This is a genomic window from Rhizobium aouanii, from assembly GCF_037002925.1.
Lineage (GTDB): Bacteria > Pseudomonadota > Alphaproteobacteria > Rhizobiales > Rhizobiaceae > Rhizobium > Rhizobium aouanii.
The window spans coordinates 152,386-171,938 of record NZ_JBAMYD010000011.1 but is presented as its reverse complement, the minus strand read 5'-3'; the positions used below and the strand labels follow the sequence as shown (position 1 = coordinate 171,938).

Genomic DNA, 19,553 nt, shown 5'->3' with positions numbered 1-19,553 from the left:
AATTTTAACGATCGGCAGCGGGGCGCAACGCGTGAATACGCGGCGCGCCTCAACGCTTTTTTGCGCGTGGCTCAGCGCAGGCTTTCGCGGATATGGTGAAAGAGCGCGCGGATTGCTTGTGCTTCGCCACCGCCCGGCGAATGCGGCCGTTCGGACGGAGCCCAACCGTAAATATCGAAATGCACCCAGCTCTTCGCCTTGCTGACGAAACGCTTGAGGAAGAGGGCGGCGGTGATCGCCCCTGCCATGCCGCCGGCCGGCGCGTTGGTGAGGTCAGCGAACTTGGTGCGGATATCCTTTTCGTAGCCGGAATAGAGCGGCAGGCGCCAGATGGGATCGTCGGTTTCCAGGCTCGCTTCGGTCAGATCATGCGCCAGATTGGCGTCATCGGTGAAGAAGGGCGGGAGATCCGGACCAAGCGCTACGCGGGCGGCGCCGGTCAGCGTCGCCATGTCGATCAAGAGCTCGGGCTCTTCCTCGTCGGCATAGGCGAGCGCATCGGCAAGGATCAGACGGCCTTCGGCGTCGGTATTGTCGATCTGGACGGTCAGGCCCTTGCGGCTCCGGTAGATGTCGCCGGGCCGGAAGGCATTGGACGAGATCGCGTTTTCGACGACGGGCAAGATAACGCGCAGGTCTACCTTCAGCTTGGCGTCCATGATCATCAAGGCAAGCCCCATGACATTCGCCGCGCCGCCCATGTCCTTCTTCATCAGCAGCATGGAAGCGGCAGGCTTGATGTCGAGACCGCCGGTATCGAAGCAGACGCCCTTGCCGACAAGCGTCACCTTGCGATGGCCCTTCTTGCCCCAGCGCAGTTCAAGAAGGCGCGGCGCATCGGCGCTGGCGCGGCCGACGGTATGGACCAGCGGGAAGTTCTGCTTGAGCAGGTCATCGCCTGATATAACCGATATTTCCGCCTTGTAGTGTCCGGCCAGGCCGCGGAAAACGGTCTCGAGCTGTTCCGGGCCCATATCATTCGTCGGCGTATTGATGAGGTCGCGGGCGAGAAAGACGCCGGCGAGCTGGCGCTTGATGTCGGCGGCGTCGGCATCGCGGGGGATCATCAGCGTCGCCGCCGGCGATTTTTCGGATTTGTACCGGTCGAAACGGTAGCTGCCGAGCCCAAAGCCGAGGGCCAGGCGATTTGCCGTCAGCGGCGCGGTCTCGATGTGCCAGTCGCCGGCCGGCAGCGCACGGGCGAGCCTGCCGGTGATGTAAGGCTGCTCGGATGGATTGGTGCCGAGGCCGTAAAGCGCGCCGCCGAGATGGCCTTCGGCCGTCGGGATCAGCAGCAGCGACCCGCTTTCGGCCTTGTAGCCTGCCCTGCGCGCCCAATCGAGCGCGATCGGATCGATCGTGCCGGTCTCGATATGGGCAGGCGTGACGGCAAAGATCGGCAGCGTCGAACCGCCCTTCGCGTTGAAAGGGGTCGGTCTCTCGATGAACTGATAGGGGGCCATGATTGTCCTTCGGCGGTCGTAAGGAATCGTTCCTTAACGGTCTGTTAGGGTTAACAGACTATTGCTGGAGCGAAGATTACGCGTCAAACCTTTCCCTGTTCCGCTTCGAGGTCAGGCGCCGATTTCGGAATCCAGGAACGCGCCATGCCTGCCTCGCTCACCACCACATTCACCAATCGTATCCTGCAGGGCGCTGCGGCATCGCTGCTCGTCTTGGCACTTGCCGGCTGCTCGACGACCAAGGACCGGATGACAACGGGCTCGGTGCCGAAACTCACCAAGCCGGTCGAAGAGATGGATGCGACCGAGCTGCGCTCGGCGACGGACCGGCTCGGCCAGGCCTATGAAAAGAACCCGCGCGATCCCGTCACCGGCGTCAACTACGCCAATCTGCTGCGCATGAACGGCCGCGACACGCAGGCGCTCGCCGTCATGCAGCAGGTGGCAATCGCCAATCCCGGCGACCGCAATGTGCTGGCCGCCTACGGCAAGGCGCAGGCGGCGGCCGGTCAGTTTCAGCAGGCGCTCGACACGATCGGCCGCGCCCAGACACCGGACCGTCCGGACTGGAAGCTGATTTCGGCCCAAGGCGCGATCCTCGACCAGATGGGCCGGGCAAGCGATGCCCGGCAGCGCTACCGCGACGCGCTCGACATCCAGCCGAACGAGCCCTCCATCCTTTCCAACCTCGGCATGTCCTACGTGCTGACCGGCGATCTGCGCACGGCGGAAACCTATCTGCGCTCCGCCGCCAGCCAGCCGACCGCCGACAGCCGTGTCAGGCAGAACCTTGCCCTCGTCGTCGGTCTGCAGGGGCGTTTCCCGGAAGCCGAGCAGATCGCCCGACGCGAACTTTCGCCGCAACAGGCCGATGCCAATGTCGCCTATCTCCGAGGCATGCTCTCACAGCCAAATTCCTGGCAGAAACTCGCCGCCAAGGACAAGACGCCGCAGCTAGCCGGCGACAGCAACACCAACTGACCGAATCACGTCGTCGAAAGGCTTACGCCTTCGGAGAGATCATGATGTAATTTAAAGAGTTAGAGCATGATGTCGTCCAAAAAGCGCGCACACTTTTCGGCTCTAGCGGGCGCTCAGGCCCGAAAGAATGAGACGCAAACCCAGGCCCCCCATGACGGCACCGGCGGCCCCGTCGATCCAGCCCTTGGCGGCAAGATAAAGACGCCGCGGATGGCGGGCCGAAAAGGCGACGGCCACGATCGAATACCACCCCGCCTCCACGGCAAAGACGCCGAGCGGCAGCGCGACGATGAGATCGAGCGGCACCGTCCTCGGCAGAAGTGCCGCAAAGAGGCTGGCATAGACAATGATGGTTTTCGGGTTGCTGAGCTGGGTCAGCAGCGCAGTCATGAAGCTCAATCTCAGCGCGCGGTTGCCGTTAACGGCGTCAGAGACTTCGAGCGGCTGACCGGCGCTCCTCCAGATATTGACGGCGATATAGACGAGATAGGCGCCGCCTGCGACCTTTAGCAAGACATAGAGCCATTCGAACTGAGACAGCAGCGCCGTCAGCCCGGCAAGCGCCAGCACGGCGAAAACGACACCGCCGGCGCCCATGCCGAGCGCGGCCGCAAGGCCATCCAGCCTTGAACGCGAGATGGCGATCCTGGAGACGACGACGAAGCTCGGGCCAGGGCTCATCGCGCCGACCGCCAAGGCTGCCATGATGCTGATGAAAATGCCGGCAGAAGACATCGGAGACCTCACTCTTGGATGAACGAGCGCCAGGGGCACTGCGGCTGCATCCGCGCACTTGCCAATGGTCGTCCATCCCGTTTACCAGCTATGCCAGCGGCGGTCACCCGTGATTGAAGGCTGCAGATCGGACCAATGGTCTTTGAGGCAACATCGTCTTCTGCCGAAAGCGGCATCCGCTTTCCGGGCTGGCGCAATCATCAGAACTTGTCTGCCACCTGAATGCCGGCCGGACCGAGAATGACGGCGATCAGCACCGGCAGGAAGAACAGGATCATCGGCACCGTCAGTTTCGGCGGCAGCGCGGCCGCCTTCTTTTCCGCCTCGTTCATGCGCTCGTCACGTCCTTCCTGGGCGAGAACGCGCAACGCCTGCGCGACCGGCGTGCCGTAGCGATCGGCCTGGATCAGCGCCTGAGTCACCGAACGCACCAGCTCGATCTGGGTACGCGTGGCAAGATTTTCGAGCGCCACGCGGCGATCCGGCAGGAAGGAAAGCTCGGCCGTGGTCAGCACCATCTCCTCGGCGAGCGCCGGCGACTGCTCGCCGAGTTCTTCCGACACACGGCGCATCGCGGCCTCGATCGAGATGCCGGATTCGACACAGATCAGCATCAGGTCCAGCGCATCCGGCCACGCGCGCTTGATCGAGTGCTGGCGCTTGCTCATGCGATTCGAGATGAAGATATTCGGCGCGTAGAAGCCTAGATAACCGACACCGATGACGGCGAAGAGGCGGATGGGCGTGCCCTTTTCGGCGAGATTGCCGAGGCCGAAGACCCAGAAGGCAGCAAGCGCCAGGAAAAGGAAAGGCAGAAGAAAACGCGCCACCAGGAAGGTATTCAGCGCATTCTCCGAACGGAAACCGGCGGCACGCAGCTTGTTGACCGTGTTTTCGTCGACCAGCGCCTTGCGCAAGTTGAAGCGCTCGACGATCTGACGGACCGAGCGGTTGTTCTGGCTCCTGAGCGAGGCCTTGCCGGCGCCTGTTTCCGTGTTCATGCGGGCGCGTTCGCGGGCACGGATCTGCTCGCGCTCTGTGGAAACAGCCTTCATGCGCTTGTTCAGATCGCCGCGCTCGAAGAAGGGAACGGCAATCGTGTAAAAAGTGGCTAAGACGGCGATCGCGACGAGAAGGGCGATCAGCATGCTCGGATTGGTCAGCGTTGCGGCAAGATCCTGCGACATGGTGCTTCCTTCCGGCTAGATGTCAAAATTGACCATGTTGCGCATGACGAAGATGCCGATAGACATCCAGATCGCCGAGACACCCATGATGAAATGACCGCGCGGATCGGTGAAAAGGATCATCATGTAGCTCGGCGACGTCATGTAGACGAGGGTCGCGACGATGAAGGGCAGAGCCCCGATGATGACGGCCGACGCCTTGGCTTCCATCGAAAGCGCCTGGACCTTGGCCTTCATCTTCCTGCGCTCGCGCAGCACCTTGGAGAGGTTGCCGATCGCTTCCGACAGATTGCCGCCGGCCTGCGACTGGATGGCGATGACGATGGCGAAGAAGCTGACTTCCTGGAGCGGCATGTGGATCGTCATGCGGGCGCAGGCGTCGGGGATACTGAGGCCTACCTGCTGCGCCTCAATCACCCGCAGGAACTCGCTCTTGACAGGCTCGGTGCCTTCGGTGGCGATAAGGCGGATCGCATCGTTGAGTGGCAGTCCCGATTTGATCGAGCGCGTGATGACGTCAAGCGCATTGGGGAGTTCGTTGAGGAATTTGGTCTGGCGGCGTTTGATCAGGAAACCGACGACCCAGCGCGGCAGGCCCAAACCGGCGACGACGGCGACGCCGAGCATGACCATCCATGATACACCGATGACCAGGGCGACGAGCAGCAGCACCGAGGCGAAGACGGCGCTGAAGAGATAGAATTGCGTTGCCGTGATCGTCAGGCCGGCCTGCACCAGCCGCGATTTCATCGACAGGGTCTTCTTGGTCTTCTCATGCTGGCGCTTTTCCAGATCCTTCAGATTGTCCTGCACGGATTTGCGGCGCTTCGACAGTTCTTGCACTCGGTCACGAGCGGCCTTGACCTTGACCCGGTCGCTTTCGGCCGATTTGACGCGATTGATGCGGCTTGCCGATTTCTTGTCGGCCTCGATCTTCGAAAACAACAGGGCGTAGGCTACCGCCGCCGCGGAGACGGCCGCGAGGAGGACGATTGCCAGCACTATCGGATCGAACCCGAACATCTCGCCTATTCCTTTGTTTTCGCTTCCATCGCGTCGAGGGCGGCGGCAAGACGCTTTTCCTCGTTGAAGTAGCGGGCGCGATCCCAGAAATGCGGCTTGCCGACGCCGGTCGAAGTGTGCCGGCCAATCAGGCGGCCGTTCGCATCCTCGCCTTCGATCTCGTAGCGCATCAGGTCCTGGGTGATGATGACGTCGCCTTCCATGCCGATCACCTCGGTGATCTGGGTGATGCGGCGCGAACCGTCGCGAAGGCGCGCCGCCTGAATGACGACGTCGACCGAGCTGGAAATGATCTCGCGCACCGTCTTTGCCGGCAGGGTAAAGCCGCCCATGGCTATCATCGATTCGATGCGGCTCAGGCATTCGCGCGGCGTATTGGCGTGGATGGTGCCCATCGAGCCGTCGTGACCGGTGTTCATCGCCTGCAGGAGGTCGAAGACCTCCGGTCCGCGCACTTCGCCGACGATGATGCGCTCGGGACGCATACGCAGGCAGTTCTTGACCAGATCGCGCATGGTGATCTCGCCCTCGCCTTCGATATTCGGCGGACGCGTTTCGAGACGGACGACGTGCGGCTGCTGCAGCTGCAGTTCGGCGGTATCCTCGCAGGTGATGACGCGCTCGTCCCTGTCGATATAGTTGGTGAGGCAGTTCAGAAGCGTCGTCTTGCCCGAGCCGGTGCCGCCTGAAATGACGACATTGCAGCGCACGCGCCCGATGATCTGCAGCACGGTTGCGCCTTCCGGCGTGATCGCGCCGAAACGGACGAGCTGATCGAGCGTCAGCTTGTCCTTCTTGAACTTGCGGATGGTGAGCGCCGGCCCGTCGATCGACAGTGGCGGCGCGATGACGTTGACGCGCGAACCATCCGGCAGGCGGGCGTCGCAGATCGGGCTCGATTCGTCGACGCGGCGGCCGACCTGACTGACGATGCGCTGGCAGATCGAGAGAAGCTGTGCATTATCCCGGAAACGAATCTCGGATTCGATCGTCTTGCCGCCGACTTCGATGAAAGTCTGGCCGGCGCCGTTGACCATGATGTCGGCGATGTCGTCGCGCGCCAGCAACGGCTCCAGCGGGCCGTAGCCGAGGACGTCGTTGCAGATATCTTCGAGCAGTTCTTCCTGCTCGGAGATCGACATCGCAAAGTTCTTGATGGTGATGATGTCGTTGACGATGTCGCGGATTTCCTCGCGGGCGCTTTCGCCGTCGAGCTTGGAGAGCTGCGAGAGATCGATCGTGTCGATCAGCGCGGAAAAGACCTGCGCCTTGGTGTGGTAATATTCATCGGTGCGGGCCGGGCGCTTGCGCTGCGGCGTCTGCATCGGCGGTGGCGTCACCTGCTGGCGTGCGGCCTCGCGCGCGGGTTCGACCAGAATGGAGGGGGAAGAGGCCGCAGGGGCGGCGGCCGGAACCGGCGGCGGCGGAGCAATCGCCCCCCCGACCTTTCCGGAACCTTCGTTTCCGCGTTTTCCAAACATGCCACTCGATCCAATCTGCTCGTTCCAGAGCATTTCCCGATCTCTCCGAGTCAAGGAAATGCACTATCTTTTTGTTTTCACGCAATTCCGGACGCAAAACCGCTGCACAGTTTTGCTGGAATTGCTCATCGTCTACTTGCGCTTCAGGAGGCCCAGCAGGCCACCTTTCTTCGCCTTCTTGATCGCGACCCGGCCGGTGACGATGTGCGATATCTGCGAAAAGGTTTCCGCCGTCGGCGACTTCGGGTCGACTTCGGAAATCATCCGGCCGCTGTTGGCGGCGTTGCCGAAGAGATTGATGTCGAAGGGGATGATCGCGATCGGATCGATCTCCAGCGGTTCACAGAAGTCCGACGGCGAAATCTCCGGCCGTTTCGGCATGCCGACCTGATTGAGGATGAGATGCGGCGGCCTGTCGTTCGGCCGCATCTTGCGCAGCGCGTCCAGCATGTTCTTGGCGTTGCGCAGATTGGCGAGATCGGGAACCGCGCAGATGACCACCTCGTCGACGCTCGACAGCACCGAGCGCGTCCACTCCGACCATGCATGCGGAACATCGAGCACGGTGACGGGCGCGCTGCGCTGCAGGACGTCGAGCACCGGCTGGAAGGCCTGGCCGTCGAAGTCATAGGCACGGTCGAGCAGCGAGGGTGCGGCAAGCAGCGACAGATGCTCGGAGCATTTCGTCAGCAGGCGGTCGAGGAAGACCTCGTCGAGACGATCGGGTGCGAAGACCGCTTCTGCGATGCCCTGGGCCGGATCCTGATCGAAGTCGATGTTCGCCGTGCCGTAGGGCAGGTCGAGATCGGCGAGGATCGTCTCGGTGGAGAAAAGATTGGAAATGCCGAAGGCGCAATTATGCGCGATGGTCGAAGCGCCGGTGCCGCCCTTCGAGCCGATGAAGGCGATGCTGCGGCCGAGCGGCTCGGCGTCCGGATCGACAAAGATCGAGGCCATCGCCGTGAGGATATCGGGCATGGCAACGGGCTGGACCATATATTCGGAAATGCCGTTGCGGATGAGCTCGCGATAAAGCCCGATATCGTTGTAATAGCCGATAATGACGACCTTGGTCGTCGGATCGCAGACTGCGGCGAGCGGCGCGAGTTCGCCGAGCAGGTTTCCGGCATTCGCCTTGGTCTCAAGGATGATGAGGTTCGGCGTCGGGGCGCCGGAGAACATATTGGCGGCAGCGGCGATGCCGCCGCTGGTAATGCGCATGGTGACTTTCGCCACGCGCCGGTCATTGGCGCAGCGTTCCATGACATGCTGCAGGGCCTCGCTCTCGCAGAAGGCATGGACGGAGATGCGCGGCAGCGGCCGCATGTTTTCCAGATCGGCCATGCGCACCGCCTCCTCGGCATTGCGAAGCTCGCTGGGGTTCCTGATTTCGTATTCGATCGCGCTCATCGTTCCGTTCCGCCTCAGAATCCGCTGTCGCTGGCATCTTCGATCGTCGTCGTCGTCGTCCGGTATTCCTGGATCGCATTGTTGCGCCGCTGCGCATCGATCGGGGTCATGCCGCGGGGCGCCACCAGATCCTCCGGATTGGCGATCTGGGTGGCAAGATTGTTCTGCGAGGCGCAGCCGAAATTATAGTAGTTCTGGTTGGTCAAGTCGTTCGATATGTCCTTCGGCCACTGACCGCATTGCGTGGTGACCGCTGTGGTGCCGGTAAAGCTCAGCCGGATCGGCGCCGCATCGCCGGGACCGACCGCGGCATAGGAGGTGTTGACGATTTTCGAGCTTGCAATCCCCCTCGATGTCAGCTCGGCACGAACCTGATTGCGCAGCTGATAGGCGGCAGCCGAATTGGGCGAACCTTGCGGCGACAGCACGTAAACCGGGCCCGAGGCGCGCGAGATATAGTTTGCGGCAAAGCCACGAATGAGGTCGCGCTGGGCGATGGTCAGGCGGCGATCGGTGGAGGCGACGGGTATATCCACCGTCTGCTCCGCCTCCGTGACGATGATCGGGTGGCGGGCGCGGTAATCGTCCGGAATGCCGCCGGTCGTCAGTTGGTCATGCGGGCCGGCGCATCCGGAAAGTATCGCCGCCGAAATGGCGACCGTGGCAAAAAGCGCCTTCGAGATTCCGAGGCGGGGTGTCGTCGCATTCATATGGGCCATCGCCTGATCTCTGTTTCCTGCCATCGCTGCCGCTCGCGCCCCGCTCATTTGTAGATGAACCCGATCGAGCCGTGGAACTGCGCATCGGCGACGGGCGCCTCGCGGCGGCCATAGACCTTGTTGACACGGTTGAGGAAGAAGGTTGCACCGTCATTCTCAGGGCTGAAATTGTCGTCCGGCCGGTTGAGCTGGTTACGCGCCACCGGGCGCACCAGATAGGGCGTTGCGATGATGACGAGCTCGGTTTCCTGACGCTCGAACCCCTTCTGGCGGAAGAGCGTCCCGAGCAGTGGGATCTTCGAAACGCCGGGTGTGCCGCCCATCGTCTGGGAAACGTTGTCGCGGATAAGGCCGGCGAGCGCGATCGAGCCGCCCGAAGGCAGCTCCACCGAGGTCTCCGCCGAACGGCGCTGATAAGTGGCGTTGCCGCTGCCGGCCACCGGTTCGGAGACATTGGTCTTGATCTGCAGGCTGATGCGTCCCGATGACAGCACGACCGGTTTGAAAGCGAGGTTGATACCATAATTGAACGGTACGACGGTGACGTTGCCGTCGCTGTCGGTCGTCGAATAAAGCTGCTGGCCGCCGGAATTGAAGGTCGCGGCCTGACCCGATATCGCCGTCAGCGTCGGTTCGGCGAGCGTCTTGACAACCTTGGCCTGCTCCAGCGCGTTGAGGTAGGTGGAGATGTCGTATTTGCCGATCGAGCTCTTGAAGAGCGCCGCCAAGCCGCCGCCGACCGTCGCTGTCGCGCTGTCGGCGCTCGGACTGCCGAGCTGGGCGACCGTCATGCCGGAGGAATTGGAAACCAGATTGTCGAAGCCGAGCTGCTTCAGCACCTCGCGACGGACCTCGGCGATCGTCACCTTGAGGGTGACCTGGTCCTCGCCCTCGATCTGCAGGAGGTTGACGACCTGCGAGCTCTGGCGACCTTCGGCAAAGAGCGCCACCGAGCTGTCGCCGCCGGTGCCGGATGCCGTTTCGGTTCTGGTCGTCGCTTCGCCCCCTTTCAGGAACACCTGCGCCAGATCAGCCGCCTGTGTGGCATCCTGCGGCGTGCGCACCGTGCCGGTCAGCACAATGTTGTCGGAGACGATTTCGACGTTGATGTTGGAGTCGCGAATGAAGCGACGGAGATTGACTTCGAGGCCGGAGACGTCGCGCTCGATCTCGATGTCGAGGTTGACGATCTCCTGTCCACCGGCACCGAAGACGAAGATATTCGTCTGGCCGACCTTCTTGCCGAACAGGTAGATACGCCGCGAGGTGCGGGTCACAGCATCGGCCATGGTCGGATCGGAGACGAGGATATCATGCGCATCCTCCGGCAGATCGACGACGACGGCCTTGTTGAGTCCGAGCTTCAACCGGCGATGAGCATTGGAGCCGGTCTGCGAGATCCGAACCAGGCTGTCGGAATCGGCGCGCGCCTCGCCTGCTCCGAAAAGCGGGGCGAAAGAAGCCGGCACTATACCGGAGACGCCGACTGCCAGCGAAAGGCAGCCTGTCAGGAGAGGTCCGGCGCGCCGCGTTGAGTTGCCCATTTGCACGTCCCTTATTCCGCCTTCGGCGCGGCGCCGGCATCCGTGACGATGGCGCCCGATTTGATGACCTGGATGATCGCACTGCCGTTGTCGCCGCTCAGCAGATAGTCGGCGGCGCTGGTATCCTGCTCCTGCGCATCGGCGACCGAGCGCAGCGCCAGCGACAGCCGGTCCGCCATTTGCTGGGCGACGGCAAGAACCTTCGTTTGATCGGGCGTAAGCTCCAGCGTCGCGGTCGTGCCGACCACCGATTTCGAGCCGTCGTCCTTTTCCTGGATCTGTTGGTCGATGGCGAGGACGCGGACATTGCTCAGCACGGTTTCGGTGATGAGCTTGTCGGCCTCAGCACCCTTGCGGACCATGATGACGTCGACGCGATCATTCGGCAGGATGAAACCGCCGGCACCCGTTGCCACCGATATCTCGGTCGCGACGGCGCGCTTGCCGGCCGGCAGCAGCGAGGAGAGGATGCGGCTGCTGGAATCGGCAACCTTTTCCGGCCGGATCGGTTCGCCTTCGAAGATCGGCAGCCGCACGACGGCACCCTGCAGATCCTTGATCGCATCCGGCTTGTCGGCTTCGGTGATCACGCCCTGGACGACGCCATCCTGCGGCCAGGCCATCCAGTGAACCGACTTTTCGTCCAGCCTTGCGCCGACTGGCAGATTGCCGCTCGAGACGAGGACGTTGACGGTCGGTTCCTTCTCGATGACCGACTGGACCTGGGTAACGACACCGCCACTGCCCGCCATTTGCATTGCCAGGAGGCCGGCAAGGCCGGCTGCCGCCACGGCGACAGCTAGGATTATAAGGCGGGCCGGTTTCATCGATCATTCCTCGGGGCACGATATGTTCGCCCTGTAGAATGCTCAGCAATTGGTATAATTATGGTTAATGGAACGCTTACATTTTAAGTTAACGGGCATTTAAAATGCCGTTATTTCAGGCTTTCCAGCGCGGCGACGAACAGCGGCGAGGATGGAAAGGCCATGAAGCCGCCGATCGCGATCGCGATGCCGTAGGGGATCTTCTTGGCAAGCAGGACTGAGTTCGGCACCGGCAGGCCGATGGCGAGGATGGTATTGGATTGCGTTCTCACCAGCAGGATGAGCAAGGTGATGAGACCGCCGATCGCGGCGACATCGGCCATCAGGAAAAGCAGGGATTCGTTCAGACCGAACCAGAGCGCGGTGGCGCTCAACAGCTTGGCGTCTCCGCCGCCCATCACATTGAAGGCGAAGAGAGCAAAGCAGGCGCTGAAGACGATGGCGGCGCCGGCAAGATGCATGCCGATCATTCCCAGCCCCAAGCCGGAGAACGGCGCAAGGACGAGGAAAGAGGCGATCAGGATCAGGGAAATGCGGTTCGGGATCGTCATGGTGAACAGATCCGAGAAAGCCGCCATGGCCAGGCAGAGTGGCAGTATCACAAAGACTGCAGCTGCGATCATGCGTATACCCGATCGTGACTTGATGCGAAAAGGCCCACGGCCGTTCAGCCTGTGAGCCCACTCGATATATCGGCCAGATTAAATCCGACCGGCATTATGCAGACGCCGCGTCGGCATCGCTTATTTTACTTGGCCGCAGTGGCCGCGGTGCTCATCTTGCCGCTCAGGTTGGTGAACGTGTTGCCGATATTGTTGCCGAGTGCCGTTGCGCCGGTGATGAGCGCTACGGAAATGAGAGCGGCGATCAGGCCGTATTCGATTGCGGTCGCGCCGGATTCGTCCTTCAGAAAACGGCTAAAAAGCTTGGTCATGGTAACTCCTAACTCCAGTTGATGTTCAGCACGTCCGCCAACTGTTTGCCGTTGATCGGATGACTGCAACCTAGCGAATGGCCGTTTCCATCGGCTTAAGGAAAAGAGTTAACGACATGTGAACGAGACAATACGCCCCTGTAGAGTCAGTATTTTCTTACGCGCTTCGCTCAATATTTACCGATATTCCTGGAATAACCGCCATTCATCCGGAAATAGCACATATTCTGTTTCCAACCGAGGCGTGCACCATCCTAAAGCCGTACCAAATCGGATCATTACGCTTCATCCCGGAACAGAGTGGGGGGACTTAAGCCTTCGTTCACCATTTTTTTCCATTCTATGCGCATATTGCGCTGTGATCGTGAAAGAGGACCCAATGTCATCGAGCGGCAAAACCATTTTCTTTGCCGGCATGATCGCCGTTTTCGGTATTTCGGGAGTTTCCGCGGCCGCAGACGATGACATGCTGCGCGTCTATATGGATCACGCGCGCGTCTTGAAGCTCGACCGCCCTGTCAGCAAGGTGATCGTCGGCAATGCCGCAGTCGCCGATGCGACCGTGGCCGACGCCAAGACCATCGTGCTCACGGGACGCAGCTTCGGCACCACTAATCTGGTCCTTCTCGATGCCGACGGCAACGCGATCCTCGACGAACGCATCCTGGTGTCGATCGACGAGGGCAATACCGTGCGTGTCTATCGGCAGACCGAGCGCTCCGTGCTGTCCTGCACACCGAATTGTGAGCAGCATGCGCAGCAAGCGGCCGCCTCACCCTGAGCACCATCTCAGAGCTTTCTCGATCATCGTTAAAATCCTCGTGTCAGGTTGAAACGGAAAATCAACGAACGGACCTTAGTCTGACGACTGGAAAATGTCGCTCGGGTCCAGGCAATGACGGTAATTGATCAGAAGACGGATAAGGGGCGCGCTTTTGCGCCGTTCCGTTTCTTACGGTTTCGCGCCCTCGCCCGCTCACGCGACGGTGCTGCGGCGATCGAATTCGCGCTGCTCGCCATTCCCTATTTCCTGGTGATTTTCGCAATCCTCGAAACTTTCGTCGCCTTCGCCGCCGAAGAACTCGTCTCCAATGCCGTCGATACGATGGGCCGCCGGATGCGAACCGGGCAAATCACTTATAATCTCGGCCGCACGACCGATATGAACCAGGCGCAATTCCGCCAGGCTTTCTGCGACGAGATCTCGATCCTGGTCCGCTGCTCGGCGACCGAAGTCGCCACGCCGAGCAAGCTCTACCTGGATGTGCAGACGTTCAGCACCTTCTCGGCCATTCCGACGACGATCCCCAAGCTTTCCACCGACAAATATGCCGACATCAACCCGGCGGCCTTCAAATATACGCCGGGCGGCGCCGGCACGATCAACATGCTACGCGCCTATTATCGCTGGGAAATCACCGCGGATCTGGTCCGGCCTTACATCACCACGATACGTCCCTCCGGCGGCTCGATGCCGAGCCAATATCTGATCGTCGGGACCGCGGCCTTCCAGAACGAGCAGTATCCATGATGGCGTTGCGCAACCCGTTCACCAGATTGGTCCTGACGGTGCGGCGGCTGGCCTGCGACCGCAAGGGCGCCGGAGCGATCGAATTCGCGATCCTCTTTCCCGTGCTGGTCATGCTCTATATCGGCGCTTTCGAGATCACGATCGGCCTCAGCGTCAGCAAGCGCGTGACACGCGCCGCAGGAACGGTGGCAGACCTCATCACCCAGCAGCAATCCGTCACCAAGAGTGCGCTTGCGCAAATGCCATCGGTCGCAAACGCAATTTTCCTGCCCTACAACACGACGTCGCTGACGATGAAGATCACCGGGATCAGCATCGACGCCGGCGCCAATGCGAAAGTGCTCTGGTCCTGGGCGCAGGACGGGACGGTGCCCTATGCCAAGAACGCCGCGGTGAGCGACGTGCCGTCAGACATGAAGACGGCGAACAGCTTCCTTGTTCGTACCGAGGTCAGCATCCCCTATACGATGTTCCTGTTCGCCCCGAACTTCATGCCGGACGGCATGCGTACGATCACCATCAGCCGCAGTTATTTCTACCGCCAGCGGCAAGGCGACTCGATTCCCTGCGGCGACTGCTGACGGCCCTTCCCGCTCTTCTCTGCCGCATCACTCCCTCAACCGAAATCGATGGGAGTATGCAGCAATTCAAAATGTTACAGCGTCCTTGCGCGTCTGAATAAGACGCTCGGCGCCGCAATTTGCCAAGCCGGCCGCAGCATTATATGGCTGGATCTCAGCCGCCTCCGACATTCCAGAGGCCGGCGATCGGCTCTCTCGGGTGTAAAATGGCGCGTGCCTTTCTTTTCGTTCTGGATTCCTTCGGTGTCGGCGGAGCGCCGGATGCGGCGGCCTATGGTGACGAGGGCGCCGATACGCTCGGCCATATCGCCGAATTCTGCGCGGCCGGAGCCGGAGACCGCGCCGGATTGCGCCAAGGGCCGCTATCCCTGCCCAACATGTCGGAACTCGGGCTGATGCAGATCGCGCGGTCCGCCTCCGGCCGGTTTCCGGCCGGCATGCCCGTCCCGGAGAAGGTCTACGGCATTTATGGCGCCGCCACCGAAATTTCCCGTGGCAAGGATACGCCGTCGGGCCATTGGGAGATCGCGGGAACACCTGTCAGTTTCGATTGGGGTTATTTCCCGCTAGAGGGTGACGCCTTTCCCCCGGAATTCATCGAGGCGCTGTGCAGGGAGGCTGGCGTGCCCGGCATCCTCGGCAACTGCCATGCCTCGGGAACGGAGATCATCGCCCGGCTCGGCGAGGAGCATATCCGCACCGGCAAACCGATCTGCTACACCTCCTCGGATTCGGTCTTTCAGGTCGCCGCGCATGAGGTACATTTCGGCCTCGATCGTCTGCTCGCCTTCTGCCGTTTGGCCCGGGGGCTGCTCGATCCCTACAATATCGGCCGCGTCATCGCCCGGCCCTTTATCGGCCAGTCCGCCTCTACTTTCCAGCGCACCGGAAACCGGCGCGACTTCTCCGTGCTGCCGCCGGAGCCGACGCTGCTCGACCGGCTGATCGAGCATGGCCGGCACGTGCATGCTGTGGGAAAGATCGGCGACATCTTCGCGCATCAGGGCATTTCCAGGGTCATCAAGGCGAACGGCAACGAGGCGCTGATGAATGCGTCACTGTCGGCGATCGACGAGGCTGAGGACGGCGATCTCGTTTTCACCAATTTCGTCGATTTCGACATGATCTACGGTCATCGCCGCGACGTGCCGGGTTATGCCGCGGCACTCGAAGCCTTCGATGCGCGCTTGCCCGACGTTCACAAGAAACTGAAGCCCGGCGATCTCGTCGTGCTCACCGCCGATCATGGCTGCGACCCGACCTGGCGCGGCACGGACCATACGCGCGAACGCGTGCCTGTCATCGCCTATGGTCCCGGCATCCGATCGCGTTCGATCGGCGTGCGCCGCAGCTATGCCGATATCGGCGAGAGCATCGCGCGGCATCTCGGCATCCCGGCCGGAGCGCACGGAAGGAGTTTTCTGTGACATCGCATTTGAAGAAGGTCGAACTGCACTGCCATCTGGAGGGTGCGGCACCGCCCGCTCTGACCGCGGCGCAGGCGCAGAAATACGGCGTCGACATCAGCGCCGAGCTTCGCGACGGCGCCTATGTCTGGCATGATTTCGCAAGCTTCCTCGAATGTTACGACAAGGTTTCCGAGGTCTACAGGACGGAGGAGGACTATGCGCTTCTGACCGAAACCTATCTCGACGAACTCGCCGGCATCGATACGATCTACAGCGAGCTCATCGTTTCGCCCGACCACGGCAAGCGCATCGGGCTGGGCGCCGATGCCTATATATCCGGTATCTGCGAAGGCATCCGGCGGGCCAAGGAAAAGAGCGGCATCGAGGCCCGACTGATCGTCACCGGCGAGCGGCATTTCGGTCCGGAGAGCGTGATTGGTGCTGCCGAATATGCGGCAAAGGCCGCTAACCCTCTGATTACCGGGTTCAACCTTGCCGGCGAAGAGCGCAGGGGCCGTGTGGCCGACTATGCCCGCGCCTTCGATATCGCCCGCGATGCCGGCCTCGGGCTCACCATCCATGCCGGCGAGGTCTGCGGCGCCTTCAGCGTCGCCGACGCGCTCGATGCGGTGCGCCCCTCGCGCATCGGCCACGGCGTGCGCGCTATCGAGGATCTCGATCTCGTAACGCGGCTTGCCGATCTCGGCACCGTGCTCGAGATCTGCCCGGGCTCCAATATCGCGCTCGGGGTCTTTCCCGATTTCGCGTCCCATCCGCTGCGCCGGCTGAAGGAAGCAGGTGTCAGGGTGACGATCAGCTCGGACGATCCGCCTTTCTTTCATACTTCGCTCAAGCGGGAATACGAACTTGCGGCCGGGACCTTCGGCTTCAGCGACGCCGAGATCGATGCCATGACGCGCACGGCGATCGAAGCCGCCTTCGTCGACGATGAGACACAAAAGGCTTTGCTCGCTCGGCTTTAAAAGACTCGAGAGGCTGGGGAAGATCGACGCAAATTGACCGCCACTCTTGCGGTCGGGCCGATTTCCGTGAAAGAAACGTTCGATAGAAAGAATGAAAGGCTTCCCCATGGACGGCGTCACTGTCATCGATCATCCGCTTGTGCAGCACAAGCTCACCATCATGCGGCGCAAGGAGACATCGACGGGAAGTTTCCGGCGCTTGCTGCGCGAAATCTCGACGCTGCTCTGCTACGAAGTGACCCGCGATCTCGAACTGACGATGGAAACGATCGAGACGCCGCTGCAGACGATGGAATCGCCGATCCTCGAGGGCAAGAAGCTGGTCTTCGCCTCGATCCTGCGCGCCGGCAACGGGCTGCTCGAAGGCATGCTCGATCTCGTGCCGTCCGCCCGCGTCTCGCATATCGGCGTCTACCGCGACCACGAGACGTTGCAGCCGGTCGAATATTATTTCAAGGCGCCGGAAGACGTTGCCGAGCGGCTGATCATCGTCGTCGACCCGATGCTTGCGACCGGCAATTCCTCGATCGCGGCGATCGACAAGCTCAAGGAACGCGGCGCCCACAATATCCGCTTCCTCTGCCTGCTTGCCGCCCCGGAAGGCATCCGCAACTTTCGCGCCGCGCATCCCGATGTTCCTGTCTTCACCGCATCGATCGACAGTCATCTCAACGAGAAGGGCTATATCATGCCCGGCCTCGGCGATGCCGGCGACCGCATGTACGGCACCAAGTAATTTCAACCTTCCTTTACCAAATCGAAAGACTTTGAGGCCTGGAGGTTCGTTCCGGGCCTTTTGTTGTCGATATTAGCAACTTATCAGCACTTGAAGTTTAGCAAGCTTGAAGCATGAGGCCCTGCATGAAGCCGGGTTTATACAGGAAGGATTTCTGTTTCATGCTCGTGCGTACCGTTCTATTCGCCAGCATCGCCGCGGTGCTCGCCACACAGGTGCCTTCCTTCTTCGGAGGCACCAGCCAGAAGCCCGCTGACGCTCTCTCCGCCAATTACGCATCGACCGAAACCGAGCAGCCGGTCGCACCGGAGCCCCTCTACGGCAGCAATGCGATCCGCCTGCGGGCCGATGCGCAGGGCCACTACACCGGCAGCTTCAAGATCAACGGCAAGCCGGTGCAGGGCCTGATCGACACCGGCGCCACCTATGTGGCGCTCAACGAGACGCTCGCCCGCCGGCTCGGCTACACCGCCAACCAGCTCGATTTCCGCTATGGGGTGAACACCGCGAACGGCCAGACCAAGGCCGCGCATGTGACGCTCGACCGGGTCGAGATCGGCGGTATTCGCGTGCGTGAGGTCGAAGCCTTCGTCCTGAAGGACAATGCGCTGACGACGACGCTGGTGGGCATGAGCTTCCTGCAGAAGCTCGCCTCCTATTCCGTCGCCGACGGTTCGCTCAGCCTCAAGCAGTAAACCGCGTCAGATCAGGCCGGCAATCACCGGTGTCAGCTCCGGCTTCTCCTCGGTAATGCGGTAGTGCGCGGCAAGTGCCGCAGCAGCCCTCTCTGCCGCGGCTTCGTCGGCGGCGTGAACCAGCGCGATCGGTTCGCCGGCATTGACGCGGGTGCCGAGCGGCAGGAGTTCGGAAAAGCCGACGCGATGATCGATCCGGTCGGCCGGATGGCGTCTTCCGCCGCCGAGATCGATGACACTGACGCCGATACCGCGCGCATCGCAGGCGGCAAGCCAGCCGGACCGGGCGGCCGGAACAGGCTTTGCGACCGGCGCCCTGGCCAGATGTCGGTCGGGATTTTCGATGAGATCGGCCGGGCCGCCGAGCATCGATACCATACGCGCGAAGACTTCAGCCGCCTTTCCCGATGACAGAGCCTGACGCGCCATCCTCTCGGCTTCATCAAAGGAAGCGGCAATGCCGGATTTCACCAGCATTTCGGCGGCGAAAGCAAGAACGACAGTCTCAAGCCGCGTGTCCTTTTTCCCGCCCACCAGGAAATCCAGGCAGTTGCGCATCTCGACGGCATTGCCGGCACTATCGGCAAGCGGCTGGTTCATGTCGGTGATCAGGGCCGAGGTCTTCACGCCTGCGCCATTGGCCACCTCGACCAGCGATTGCGCCAGGATCTCCGCCTGGCCGCGGTCAGCCATGAAGGCGCCGTTGCCGACCTTGACGTCGAGCACCAGCGTCTCGAGCCCGGCCGCAAGTTTCTTCGAGAGAATAGAAGCGGTGATGAGGGGAATGGAATCGACGGTGGCGGTCACATCGCGCACGGCATAGAGCCTGCCGTCGGCGGGCGCCAAGGTCCCGGTCTGGCCGATGATGGCGCATCCCGCCTCCTTCACGACCTTGTGGAACAGGTCCGCGTCCGGGGTGATCATATAGCCGGGAATGGATTCGAGCTTATCCAGCGTGCCGCCGGTGTGGCCGAGGCCGCGTCCGGAGATCATCGGAACGGCGAGGCCGCAGGCAGCGGCGATCGGCGCCAGCATCAGAGAAACATTGTCGCCGACGCCTCCGGTCGAATGTTTGTCGGCGATCGGGCGGTCGATATCGGCCCATTGCAGTCTGTCACCGGAATCGGCCATCGCCAGCGTCAGGGCCACGATTTCGGCCCGCGACATGCCCTTGAACCAGACGGCCATGGCGAATGCGCCGATCTGGCCTTCCGACAATCGGCCAGCAGCAAGCGCAGCGATGAAGGACCTGATATCGGCGGCGTCGAGTTCGTCGCCGTCGCGCTTACGTCGGATGATCTCCTGCGGAATCAT

At 61.7% G+C, this 19,553-nt stretch carries 20 protein-coding genes; 8 read left to right on the top strand and 12 right to left on the bottom strand.

The annotated features are described in order from the left end of the window. Window positions 1–71: 71 nt before the first annotated feature. Window positions 72–1,463 (bottom strand): leucyl aminopeptidase family protein, encoded by a 1,392-nt coding sequence (locus V8P77_RS20290; protein ID WP_335913973.1) that lies wholly within the window; start codon window positions 1,461–1,463, stop codon window positions 72–74. A 144-nt stretch (window positions 1,464–1,607) separates the two neighbouring features. Here V8P77_RS20290 and V8P77_RS20285 point away from each other — a divergent pair, with 144 nt between their 5' ends. Then, window positions 1,608–2,444, top strand: coding sequence for a tetratricopeptide repeat protein (locus V8P77_RS20285; protein ID WP_335913972.1), 837 nt, complete (start codon window positions 1,608–1,610; stop codon window positions 2,442–2,444). A gap of 102 nt (window positions 2,445–2,546) precedes the next feature. Here the strand turns inward: V8P77_RS20285 and V8P77_RS20280 are convergent, their stop codons facing one another. The 10 genes from V8P77_RS20280 to V8P77_RS20235 form a co-directional block, all read right to left on the bottom strand. Beyond that, on the bottom strand, window positions 2,547–3,179 hold the full coding sequence (locus V8P77_RS20280; protein WP_335913971.1) for a LysE family translocator: 633 nt from the start codon (window positions 3,177–3,179) through the stop codon (window positions 2,547–2,549). Between the two features lie 200 nt (window positions 3,180–3,379). Further along, window positions 3,380–4,366 carry a type II secretion system F family protein gene (locus tag V8P77_RS20275; protein WP_335913970.1) on the bottom strand — a complete coding sequence of 329 codons (987 nt, stop codon included), beginning with the start codon at window positions 4,364–4,366 and terminating at the stop codon, window positions 3,380–3,382. A gap of 15 nt (window positions 4,367–4,381) precedes the next feature. Next, complete coding sequence (locus tag V8P77_RS20270; protein ID WP_335913969.1) at window positions 4,382–5,389, bottom strand: type II secretion system F family protein; 1,008 nt, start codon at window positions 5,387–5,389, stop codon at window positions 4,382–4,384. A gap of 5 nt (window positions 5,390–5,394) precedes the next feature. Next, window positions 5,395–6,870: a TadA family conjugal transfer-associated ATPase gene (locus V8P77_RS20265; protein ID WP_335913968.1), complete on the bottom strand. Its 1,476-nt coding sequence runs from the start codon at window positions 6,868–6,870 to the stop codon at window positions 5,395–5,397. A gap of 132 nt (window positions 6,871–7,002) precedes the next feature. Further along, window positions 7,003–8,280 carry a CpaE/TadZ family protein gene (locus tag V8P77_RS20260; protein WP_335913967.1) on the bottom strand — a complete coding sequence of 426 codons (1,278 nt, stop codon included), beginning with the start codon at window positions 8,278–8,280 and terminating at the stop codon, window positions 7,003–7,005. Window positions 8,281–8,294: 14 nt separating this feature from the next. Next, complete coding sequence (locus V8P77_RS20255) at window positions 8,295–9,047, bottom strand: CpaD family pilus assembly protein (protein ID WP_335913966.1); 753 nt, start codon at window positions 9,045–9,047, stop codon at window positions 8,295–8,297. Beyond that, window positions 9,044–10,543, bottom strand: coding sequence for a type II and III secretion system protein family protein (locus tag V8P77_RS20250; protein ID WP_335913965.1), 1,500 nt, complete (start codon window positions 10,541–10,543; stop codon window positions 9,044–9,046). The genes V8P77_RS20255 and V8P77_RS20250 overlap by 4 nt, the downstream gene beginning before the upstream one ends. A gap of 11 nt (window positions 10,544–10,554) precedes the next feature. Further along, window positions 10,555–11,370 (bottom strand): Flp pilus assembly protein CpaB, encoded by an 816-nt coding sequence (cpaB, locus tag V8P77_RS20245; RefSeq protein WP_335913964.1) that lies wholly within the window; start codon window positions 11,368–11,370, stop codon window positions 10,555–10,557. 110 nt (window positions 11,371–11,480) lie between these two features. Further along, on the bottom strand, window positions 11,481–11,993 hold the full coding sequence (locus tag V8P77_RS20240; RefSeq protein WP_335913963.1) for an A24 family peptidase: 513 nt from the start codon (window positions 11,991–11,993) through the stop codon (window positions 11,481–11,483). Window positions 11,994–12,118: 125 nt separating this feature from the next. Then, window positions 12,119–12,304 carry a Flp family type IVb pilin gene (locus V8P77_RS20235; RefSeq protein ID WP_064653453.1) on the bottom strand — a complete coding sequence of 62 codons (186 nt, stop codon included), beginning with the start codon at window positions 12,302–12,304 and terminating at the stop codon, window positions 12,119–12,121. A gap of 379 nt (window positions 12,305–12,683) precedes the next feature. On the opposite strand from V8P77_RS20235, the gene V8P77_RS20230 reads away from it, so the two are divergent. From V8P77_RS20230 to V8P77_RS20200, 7 genes are all read left to right on the top strand, one after another. After that, window positions 12,684–13,085, top strand: coding sequence for a pilus assembly protein N-terminal domain-containing protein (locus tag V8P77_RS20230; protein WP_062943055.1), 402 nt, complete (start codon window positions 12,684–12,686; stop codon window positions 13,083–13,085). A gap of 114 nt (window positions 13,086–13,199) precedes the next feature. After that, on the top strand, window positions 13,200–13,835 hold the full coding sequence (locus tag V8P77_RS20225) for a TadE/TadG family type IV pilus assembly protein (protein ID WP_335913962.1): 636 nt from the start codon (window positions 13,200–13,202) through the stop codon (window positions 13,833–13,835). Next, window positions 13,835–14,416 carry a TadE/TadG family type IV pilus assembly protein gene (locus V8P77_RS20220; protein WP_335914049.1) on the top strand — a complete coding sequence of 194 codons (582 nt, stop codon included), beginning with the start codon at window positions 13,835–13,837 and terminating at the stop codon, window positions 14,414–14,416. The genes V8P77_RS20225 and V8P77_RS20220 overlap by 1 nt, the downstream gene beginning before the upstream one ends. A 206-nt stretch (window positions 14,417–14,622) precedes the next feature. Next, complete coding sequence (locus V8P77_RS20215) at window positions 14,623–15,843, top strand: phosphopentomutase (RefSeq protein ID WP_335913961.1); 1,221 nt, start codon at window positions 14,623–14,625, stop codon at window positions 15,841–15,843. Beyond that, window positions 15,840–16,808 (top strand): adenosine deaminase, encoded by a 969-nt coding sequence (locus V8P77_RS20210; RefSeq protein ID WP_335913960.1) that lies wholly within the window; start codon window positions 15,840–15,842, stop codon window positions 16,806–16,808. Before V8P77_RS20215 ends, V8P77_RS20210 begins: the two co-directional genes overlap by 4 nt. 106 nt (window positions 16,809–16,914) lie before the next feature. Continuing rightward, window positions 16,915–17,544, top strand: a complete 630-nt coding sequence (upp, locus tag V8P77_RS20205; protein WP_003544477.1) for a uracil phosphoribosyltransferase — start codon at window positions 16,915–16,917, stop codon at window positions 17,542–17,544. Between the two features lie 125 nt (window positions 17,545–17,669). Further along, window positions 17,670–18,239, top strand: a complete 570-nt coding sequence (locus V8P77_RS20200; RefSeq protein ID WP_335913959.1) for a TIGR02281 family clan AA aspartic protease — start codon at window positions 17,670–17,672, stop codon at window positions 18,237–18,239. Between the two features lie 6 nt (window positions 18,240–18,245). Here the strand turns inward: V8P77_RS20200 and deoA are convergent, their stop codons facing one another. Next, complete coding sequence (gene deoA / locus V8P77_RS20195) at window positions 18,246–19,553, bottom strand: thymidine phosphorylase (RefSeq protein WP_335913958.1); 1,308 nt, start codon at window positions 19,551–19,553, stop codon at window positions 18,246–18,248.

What these genes read in the sequence shown, in the direction of transcription:
- V8P77_RS20280 (WP_335913971.1), bottom strand. Translation starts at nt 3,179, where the DNA reads ATGTCTTCTGCCGGCATTTTCATCAGCATCATGGCAGCCTTGGCGGTC.
- V8P77_RS20215 (WP_335913961.1), top strand. Translation starts at nt 14,623, where the DNA reads ATGGCGCGTGCCTTTCTTTTCGTTCTGGATTCCTTCGGTGTCGGCGGA.
- V8P77_RS20260 (WP_335913967.1), bottom strand. Translation starts at nt 8,280, where the DNA reads ATGAGCGCGATCGAATACGAAATCAGGAACCCCAGCGAGCTTCGCAAT.
- V8P77_RS20285 (WP_335913972.1), top strand. Translation starts at nt 1,608, where the DNA reads ATGCCTGCCTCGCTCACCACCACATTCACCAATCGTATCCTGCAGGGC.
- V8P77_RS20225 (WP_335913962.1), top strand. Translation starts at nt 13,200, where the DNA reads ATGACGGTAATTGATCAGAAGACGGATAAGGGGCGCGCTTTTGCGCCG.
- V8P77_RS20275 (WP_335913970.1), bottom strand. Translation starts at nt 4,366, where the DNA reads ATGTCGCAGGATCTTGCCGCAACGCTGACCAATCCGAGCATGCTGATC.
- V8P77_RS20265 (WP_335913968.1), bottom strand. Translation starts at nt 6,870, where the DNA reads ATGTTTGGAAAACGCGGAAACGAAGGTTCCGGAAAGGTCGGGGGGGCG.
- V8P77_RS20270 (WP_335913969.1), bottom strand. Translation starts at nt 5,389, where the DNA reads ATGTTCGGGTTCGATCCGATAGTGCTGGCAATCGTCCTCCTCGCGGCC.
- V8P77_RS20235 (WP_064653453.1), bottom strand. Translation starts at nt 12,304, where the DNA reads ATGACCAAGCTTTTTAGCCGTTTTCTGAAGGACGAATCCGGCGCGACC.
- V8P77_RS20290 (WP_335913973.1), bottom strand. Translation starts at nt 1,463, where the DNA reads ATGGCCCCCTATCAGTTCATCGAGAGACCGACCCCTTTCAACGCGAAG.
- V8P77_RS20240 (WP_335913963.1), bottom strand. Translation starts at nt 11,993, where the DNA reads ATGATCGCAGCTGCAGTCTTTGTGATACTGCCACTCTGCCTGGCCATG.
- V8P77_RS20230 (WP_062943055.1), top strand. Translation starts at nt 12,684, where the DNA reads ATGTCATCGAGCGGCAAAACCATTTTCTTTGCCGGCATGATCGCCGTT.
- deoA (WP_335913958.1), bottom strand. Translation starts at nt 19,553, where the DNA reads ATGATTCCGCAGGAGATCATCCGACGTAAGCGCGACGGCGACGAACTC.
- V8P77_RS20250 (WP_335913965.1), bottom strand. Translation starts at nt 10,543, where the DNA reads ATGGGCAACTCAACGCGGCGCGCCGGACCTCTCCTGACAGGCTGCCTT.
- upp (WP_003544477.1), top strand. Translation starts at nt 16,915, where the DNA reads ATGGACGGCGTCACTGTCATCGATCATCCGCTTGTGCAGCACAAGCTC.
- V8P77_RS20220 (WP_335914049.1), top strand. Translation starts at nt 13,835, where the DNA reads ATGGCGTTGCGCAACCCGTTCACCAGATTGGTCCTGACGGTGCGGCGG.
- cpaB (WP_335913964.1), bottom strand. Translation starts at nt 11,370, where the DNA reads ATGAAACCGGCCCGCCTTATAATCCTAGCTGTCGCCGTGGCGGCAGCC.
- V8P77_RS20255 (WP_335913966.1), bottom strand. Translation starts at nt 9,047, where the DNA reads ATGAGCGGGGCGCGAGCGGCAGCGATGGCAGGAAACAGAGATCAGGCG.
- V8P77_RS20200 (WP_335913959.1), top strand. Translation starts at nt 17,670, where the DNA reads ATGAAGCCGGGTTTATACAGGAAGGATTTCTGTTTCATGCTCGTGCGT.